Here is a 272-nt window from a genome sequence, read left to right on the forward strand (position 1 = left end):
CCGTTATACCGCAGCCTGCTCGGCACCTGCATGGCCGCCGAAGCCGAACACGGCCTGGGCCAACTCGCTGCAGCCAAGGGCGACAACGGCCTGGCCCAGGCTCACTTGCTGCGCGCCGCGCGGCTGGCGCCCACCGACGACAAAATCCGCAACGACCTCGGCGTGGTGTACCTCAATCAACTGCGCGTCGACGATGCACGCTTTGAATTCCTCACCGCCATGGAACTCAAGCAAGGCGATCAACTGGCCGCATTGAACATGGTGACGCTACT

Annotated in this window: 1 pseudogene; it reads left to right on the forward strand. The window is 63.6% G+C overall.

From position 1 onward, the window contains the following. Window positions 1–30 precede the first annotated feature (30 nt). Window positions 31–272: pseudogene (locus tag SB772_RS41080) on the forward strand (hypothetical protein); the annotation flags it as partial.

It is taken from the genome of Paraburkholderia sp. SIMBA_030 (assembly GCF_046535245.1).
GTDB lineage: Bacteria > Pseudomonadota > Gammaproteobacteria > Burkholderiales > Burkholderiaceae > Paraburkholderia.